Source organism: Amycolatopsis sp. SID8362 (assembly GCF_010550475.1).
GTDB lineage: Bacteria > Actinomycetota > Actinomycetes > Mycobacteriales > Pseudonocardiaceae > Amycolatopsis > Amycolatopsis eburnea.
Genome location: NZ_JAAGNB010000104.1, coordinates 1 through 5882 on the forward strand (window position 1 = coordinate 1; position 5882 = coordinate 5882).

A 5882-nucleotide genomic window follows, 5' to 3' on the forward strand; every position below is an offset into this window, starting at 1 on the left:
CACCCGCGGCTGGCGCGGGCGCTGCTGGACGGCGCCGCGGAGGTCGGCGCCCGCAACGCGGCGGAGGTGGTGGCCCTGCTGGACGCGGGCGGCACGCTGACCGACGTCGAAGCCGAACTCCGCCGCCTGCGCTCGGCCGGTGACGACGGTTCCCGCCGCTGGAAACAAGACGCCCGCCGCCTCGAGTCCCTGCTCACTGACCGCAAATCCGTGAAGGCCCCCTTCACGGGCGAAAACGCCGGTAAGGAGGCCTTCACGGCGGATCCCGCGCTGGTCGTCGCGCTCGCGCACCCCGAGCGGCTCGCGAAACGGCGGCCCGGCGGCGCTCCGGTGTACCTCATGGCGGGTGGCACCGCGGCCGAACTCCCGCCGGGCAGCGGGCTCGACGCGGAATGGCTGGCCGTCGCCGAAGCGACGCGGGACCCCGGCCGCGTCCACGGCACCATCCGCCTCGCCGCGGCCGCCGACGAACGCCTCGCCGTCCGCGCCGGCTCGGTGTCCGAAGTGGACGAAGTCACCTGGGACGGCGACGTCGTCGCCCGGCGCGTCCGGAAGCTGGGCGCCATCGTCCTGTCCGAGAAGCCGCTCAAGGACGCGGACGTCCACGACGCCCTCGTCGCCGGGCTCCGCGCGGAAGGGCTGGGCCTGCTCAAGTGGCGCCCGGACGCGACCCGCCTGCGCGAGCGGCTCGCGTTCCTGCACGAGGTGCTCGGGCCGCCGTGGCCCGCGGTGGACGACGCCGCCCTGCTGTCCGATGTGGACAGCTGGCTGGACCTGTCCGGCGCCCGGCGGAAGGCCGACCTCGCGGCCATCGACGCCGGCACCGCCCTAAAAGCACTCCTTCCCTGGCCCGAAGCGGCCAAGCTCGACGAGCTCGCCCCGGACCGCCTGGAAGTCCCGTCCGGCTCCCGCATCCGCGTCGACTACCGCGGTGACCGGCCGGTTCTCGCCGTGAAGCTGCAGGAGACGTTCGGCTGGACCGAGACACCCACGCTCGCCGGCGTCCCGGTGGTGCTGCACCTGCTCTCCCCCGCCGGCCGCCCGGCCGCGATCACCGCCGACCTCGCGGGCTTCTGGACCACCGGCTACCCGGCCGTGCGCGCCGACCTGCGTGGCCGCTACCCGAAGCACCCCTGGCCGGAGGACCCGGCCACCGCCGTCCCGACCCGGCACACCTCCCGCCGCCGCTGACCCCTGCCGAAAGTCGGGGGCGGGCCGCGACCGACGTCCGATGCCCGCGGCACCCCGGAAAGCCGAGACTCCCGGTACAGGCGAACACCGGGAGGAATCATGATCACGCTTCGCGCACTCACGAAGCGCTACGGGGAGAAGACGGTCGTCGACGCGCTGACGTGCGACGTCGAACCGGGGCGGGTGACGGGGTTCCTCGGCCCCAACGGCGCCGGGAAGTCGACGACCATGCGGATGACCGTCGGCCTCGACCACCCGCAGGAGGGCGAAGCCCTCGTCGGCGGCCGGCGCTACGCCGAGCTGCGGCATCCGCTGCGTGAGGTCGGCGCGCTGCTGGACGCCAAGGCGCTGCACCCCGGCCGCAGCGCCGGGAAGCACCTGCTGGCCATGGCGCGCAGCAACGGGATCGCGGCGACGCGCGTCGAAGAGGTCCTGGCCACCGTCGGGCTTTCCGACGTCGCCGGAAAGCGGGCCGGGCAGTTCTCACTCGGCATGGGGCAGCGGCTCGGGATCGCGGGCGCGCTGCTCGGCGACCCCGGCGTGCTGATGTTCGACGAGCCGGTCAACGGCCTCGACCCGGACGGCGTCCGCTGGGTCCGCCAGCTGATGCGCTCGCTGGCGGCCGAGGGGCGGACGGTGTTCGTCTCCAGCCACCTGATGAGCGAGATGCAGCTGACCGCGGACCACCTGGTGGTGATCGGCAAGGGCAAGCTGCTGGCCGACGCCCCAGTCGCGGAGTTCATCGCGGGCAACTCCCGCACGACGGTCTCGGTGCGCGTCCCGGCGGCGGCCGAACTTTCCACTTTGGACGCTCGGGTGCGCGCCGAGGGCGGGCTGACGCACCCGGGCGAGCCGGGCGAGCTGGTGGTGGACGGCGTCGACGTCACCCGCGTCGGCGACCTGGCGCACGAACTGGGGATCCGCCTGCACGGCCTCACCGAGCGGACGGCGTCGCTGGAACAGGCGTACATGGAACTGACCGCTTCTTCGGTGGAATACGGGGTGTCGGCATGACGACGGCGGTGCGCGGCGCGGTGGCGTCGGAGTGGACGAAGTTCTGGTCGGTCCGGGCCACGTGGTGGTGCCTGGTGACGGCGACGGCTCTGATGCTGGGGTACAGCACGCTGTCGGCGATCGCCCAGCGCTACAACGACGACCCGCTGGGCGCCGACACGATCGCCCTCGGCGGCGGGTTCTACCTGACGCAGTTCGCGGTGCTGGCGCTCGCCACGCTGTTCGTGACGAGCGAATACGCCGGCGGCGGCATCCGCTCGACACTGCTGTGGACCCCGGTCCGCCCCCGCGTGGTGGCGGCGAAGGCGGCGGTACTGCTGCCGGCGCTGTTCGTGTCCGGGGTCGTGCTGGCGTGCGCGGGAATGGCGTTGGCGAGCACGGTGAAGGGTGCGCACGGGCTGCCGACGTCGTTCGAAGGCGCGTTCACGACGGCGTCGGGCATGGGCGGGTACTTCGCGTTGCTGGGCCTGCTGTCGACGGGCGTCGGCTGGGCCCTGCGGAGCGCGGCGGGCACGTTGGTGACGGTGATCGTGCTGCTCGTGCCGCTGCCGCTGATCGTGGCGTCGCTGGGGCTGCCGGAGCTGGTGGCGTACTTCCCGGGGATCGCCGGGATGAACGCGATGGTGGAGGCGGGGCACCTGAACCCGATCACGATGACGCCCGCGCCGTACGCCCCTTGGGTGGGGCTGGTGGTGTGCGCGGTGTGGGCCGCGGTGGCGCTGGCGGTGGGGACGGCGGTGCTGCGGCGCCGGGACGCCTGAGCCGAGTGCCGCTGCTGTCGAGTCCCGTGGCGGGCGCGGCAAAGGTCAGGGTCCCGGCAAAGTCGCCGGGGCCCGGCCGGCGCCGGCTCGAGCCCATCGGTCTCAACCCACCCCGATCCCCGCCAGGATCTCCCGCGCGCTCTTCACCAGCGACTCCCGGGACGCCGGCGCCGAAGCTCCCGCCAGGGCACCGAAGATCGTGCCCTCCATCCAGTCCACCACGACCCCCGCGTGGCGAACCGGGTCGGTGGAGCCCGCCGCCGCCAGGAAGTCCGCTGCGCGGCGGCGGATCAGCGCTCCTCCCGAGTCGTACTCCGCGCGCAGCTCCGGTCGCCGGGTCGCCTCCAGCGCGAACTCGTACCGGGCCAGCATCCGCGTGCGGCCCGAGGTGATCGCCTCGTGCGCGTACCCCGCGATGCTCTCCGCCAGGTCGCCCGGCGACGGCGAAACCTGGTCCAGCTCGACGATCCGCGCGAAGGCCAGCGAGAGCAGCGCGGACCGCGTGCGCGCGTAGTACGACGTCGAGCCCACCGGCAGGCCCGCCGCGCGGTCGACCGCGCGGTGGGTCAGGCCGCGCATGCCCTCCGCCGCGATCACCTCGATGGCCGTGTCGGCGATCACCTCGAGTCGTTCCACCACCCCACTCTACAGGTGTAGAGTCCTCTACACCTGTAGAGGAGGCGCGGCATGCACGCAGTGGTCGTCGGGGGCGGCATCGGTGGACTCGGGGCGGCGATCGGGCTGCACCGGGTCGGGTGGCGGGTCACCGTGCTCGAACAAGCGCCGGAGTTCGGCGACGTCGGCGCAGGGATCTCACTCTGGCCGAACGCCCTGCGCTGCCTGGACGAACTCGGCGTCGACCTCGGCGAAAGCCTCGCCCAGCAGCGTGACGGCGGGTTCCGCGACCGCCGGGGCCGCCGCGTCGTCCGCTGGGATTCGGCCGCCTTCGAGCGCCTGCACGGCCGTCCGCTCGGCGCCATCCACCGGCGCGACCTCGTCGACGCGCTCAAGGACGCCGTCCCCGCCGGCAGCCTCCGGACCGGCGCGAAAGTCACCGAAGTCCGCGAAGACGGACTCGTCCGCTTCGACGGCGGGGAAATCGAAGCCGATCTGGTCGTCGCGGCCGACGGGATCCGCAGCCGGATCCGGCACGCGCTGTTCCCACGACACCCCGAACCCGTCTTCTCCGGCAGCGCGGCCTTCCGCGGCATCGCGAAACTCCCGCGCACCCGGCTCAGCACGAGCTTCGACCGCGGCACCGAAGTCGGCGTCCTGCCCCTCACCGGCGACGACGTCTACTGGTGGATCTGTTACGTCACCGAGCCGGGCCGGCACCCGGGCACCCCGGAGTTCGGCACCTGGCACGACCCCATCCCGGCCCTGATCGACGCGACCCCGCCGGAAGCCCTGCTGCACCACGACCTCTACCACCTCGGCACACCGCTGCCGACCTACACCCGCGGCCGGATCGCCCTGCTGGGCGACGCCGCGCACGCTATGCCGCCGTTCCTCGGTCAGGGCGGCTGCCAGGCACTCGAGGACGCCGTCGTGCTCGCCAACGCCGTGTCCACAAAGGACGTCAAAAAAGGACTTCTGACCTACGACGCGGAACGGCGTCCGCGCAGCCAGAAGGTAGCCAGGGAATCCGTCCGGATGGGCAAACTGGGTCCCCAGCTGACCAATCCAGTGGCGACAAAGCTCCGCACGGCCGTCCTGCGGCTGCTCCCGGCGAACGCCACCGCGCGACTGGGCGCGGCCATCACGGGGTGGCGGCCGCCGCGTCTCCCCCGACCAGTCCCGCCTCGTACGCCGTGATCGCCGCCTGCACCCGGTTCTTCGCGCCGAGCCGGGTCAGGATGGTGCTCACGTGCGCCTTCACGGTGCCCTCGACGACGAACATCTTCGCCGCGATGTCCGCATTGGACAGTCCGGAACCCAGCAGGGTCAGCACTTCCCGCTCGCGCGGCGTCAGCCCGCTGATCCGCTCCCGGGCCGCGGCCGCGCGCGTCAGCCGGCCGCCGGACAGCCGCGCGATGACCCGCTGGGCGACCTTCGGCGAGAGGAACGCGGCCCCGCCCGCGACGGCGTGGATCCCGGCCAGCAGTTCGCGCGGATCCCCCGACTTGAGCAGGAACCCGCCCGCGCCGAGGCCCAAAGCGCGTTCGATGTACTCGTCCTCGCCGAACGTCGTCAGCATGATCACGCCGGTCGCGGGCAGCAGCTTCCGGATCTCGGCGGCCGCGCCGAGGCCGTCCAGCCCCGGCATCCGGATGTCGAGCAGCACGACGTCCGGGTGCGTGGCGAGCGCCTGCGAGACCGCCTCGCGCCCGTCTGCGGCCTCGGCGACGACCTCGATGTCCGGGTCCGCGCCGAGGATCGCCGCGACCCCCGCCCGCATCAGCGCTTCGTCGTCGGCCAGCACGACCCTGATCACGTTGCCCCCTCGGCGAACCAGTCCTTGGAAACCAGCTTCCCATCGGCGAAACACAGCCGGTAAGCGGCGTAGTCGTCGTTCAGCCACGACCGCCCGGCGCCGTAGTACTCGCACACGGCACCGGGCACCGACGGCGGCTCGCCCCGCGTGGGCCGCGCCGAGCGCTGGCGTTCGGGCAGCGTCAGCTCGGCCCGCGGCTGCCCGATCCGCAGCCGGTCGTACACGCCGCCGGGCAGCTCCGAAGAGTTCCACTGGTAGAGGAACGCGATCCCGCCGACCGCCAGCACCACCCCGAACAGCGTGAGCGGCACGACGACCGCCTGGATCAGGCTGCGCCGCACGTCGCGGCGGGCCAGCTCCAAGGCGCGGGCCGACGTCGACTGCCCGACCTCGTCCTCGGCGGCCTCGCGCAGCTCCGGGGTCTCCTCGACCGGCGCGGCGTCGTGCGGCAGCGTCGCGGTGACCGCGAACCCGCCCTCGTG

At 73.3% G+C, this 5882-nt stretch carries 6 protein-coding genes and 1 pseudogene; 4 read left to right on the forward strand and 3 right to left on the reverse strand.

The annotated features are described in order from the left end of the window. The 3 genes from G3I65_RS03780 to G3I65_RS03790 all read left to right on the forward strand — a co-directional run. On the forward strand, positions 1 to 1191 hold a 1191-nt coding region (locus tag G3I65_RS03780), incomplete at its 5' end, for an ATP-dependent helicase C-terminal domain-containing protein (RefSeq protein ID WP_275940139.1). A 99-nt stretch (positions 1192 to 1290) separates the two neighbouring features. Next, positions 1291 to 2205 (forward strand): ATP-binding cassette domain-containing protein, encoded by a 915-nt coding sequence (locus G3I65_RS03785; protein ID WP_160694793.1) that lies wholly within the window; start codon positions 1291 to 1293, stop codon positions 2203 to 2205. Continuing rightward, complete coding sequence (locus tag G3I65_RS03790) at positions 2202 to 2966, forward strand: ABC transporter permease (RefSeq protein WP_160694795.1); 765 nt, start codon at positions 2202 to 2204, stop codon at positions 2964 to 2966. Before G3I65_RS03785 ends, G3I65_RS03790 begins: the two co-directional genes overlap by 4 nt. A 102-nt stretch (positions 2967 to 3068) precedes the next feature. On the opposite strand, the gene G3I65_RS03795 is transcribed toward G3I65_RS03790, so the two are convergent. Further along, positions 3069 to 3602 carry a TetR/AcrR family transcriptional regulator gene (locus tag G3I65_RS03795; protein WP_309235247.1) on the reverse strand — a complete coding sequence of 178 codons (534 nt, stop codon included), beginning with the start codon at positions 3600 to 3602 and terminating at the stop codon, positions 3069 to 3071. Between the two features lie 51 nt (positions 3603 to 3653). On the opposite strand from G3I65_RS03795, the gene G3I65_RS03800 reads away from it, so the two are divergent. Further along, the gene (locus tag G3I65_RS03800; RefSeq protein ID WP_160694797.1) at positions 3654 to 4781 is read left to right on the forward strand and encodes an FAD-dependent monooxygenase; all 1128 of its coding nucleotides are present in this window, start codon (positions 3654 to 3656) and stop codon (positions 4779 to 4781) included. Here G3I65_RS03800 and G3I65_RS03805 read toward each other — a convergent pair. Both G3I65_RS03805 and G3I65_RS03810 read right to left on the reverse strand, forming a co-directional pair. Then, positions 4726 to 5400 carry a response regulator transcription factor gene (locus tag G3I65_RS03805; protein WP_160694799.1) on the reverse strand — a complete coding sequence of 225 codons (675 nt, stop codon included), beginning with the start codon at positions 5398 to 5400 and terminating at the stop codon, positions 4726 to 4728. The two genes, G3I65_RS03800 and G3I65_RS03805, sit on opposite strands and share 56 nt — an antisense overlap. Then, a pseudogene (locus G3I65_RS03810) lies at positions 5397 to 5882 on the reverse strand (sensor histidine kinase); the annotation flags it as partial. The gene G3I65_RS03805 and the pseudogene G3I65_RS03810, both read right to left, overlap by 4 nt.

Coding starts and splice junctions, on each gene's coding strand:
- G3I65_RS03800 (WP_160694797.1), top strand. CDS start 3,654: ATGCACGCAGTGGTCGTCGGGGGCGGCATCGGTGGACTCGGGGCGGCG.
- G3I65_RS03785 (WP_160694793.1), top strand. CDS start 1,291: ATGATCACGCTTCGCGCACTCACGAAGCGCTACGGGGAGAAGACGGTC.
- G3I65_RS03790 (WP_160694795.1), top strand. CDS start 2,202: ATGACGACGGCGGTGCGCGGCGCGGTGGCGTCGGAGTGGACGAAGTTC.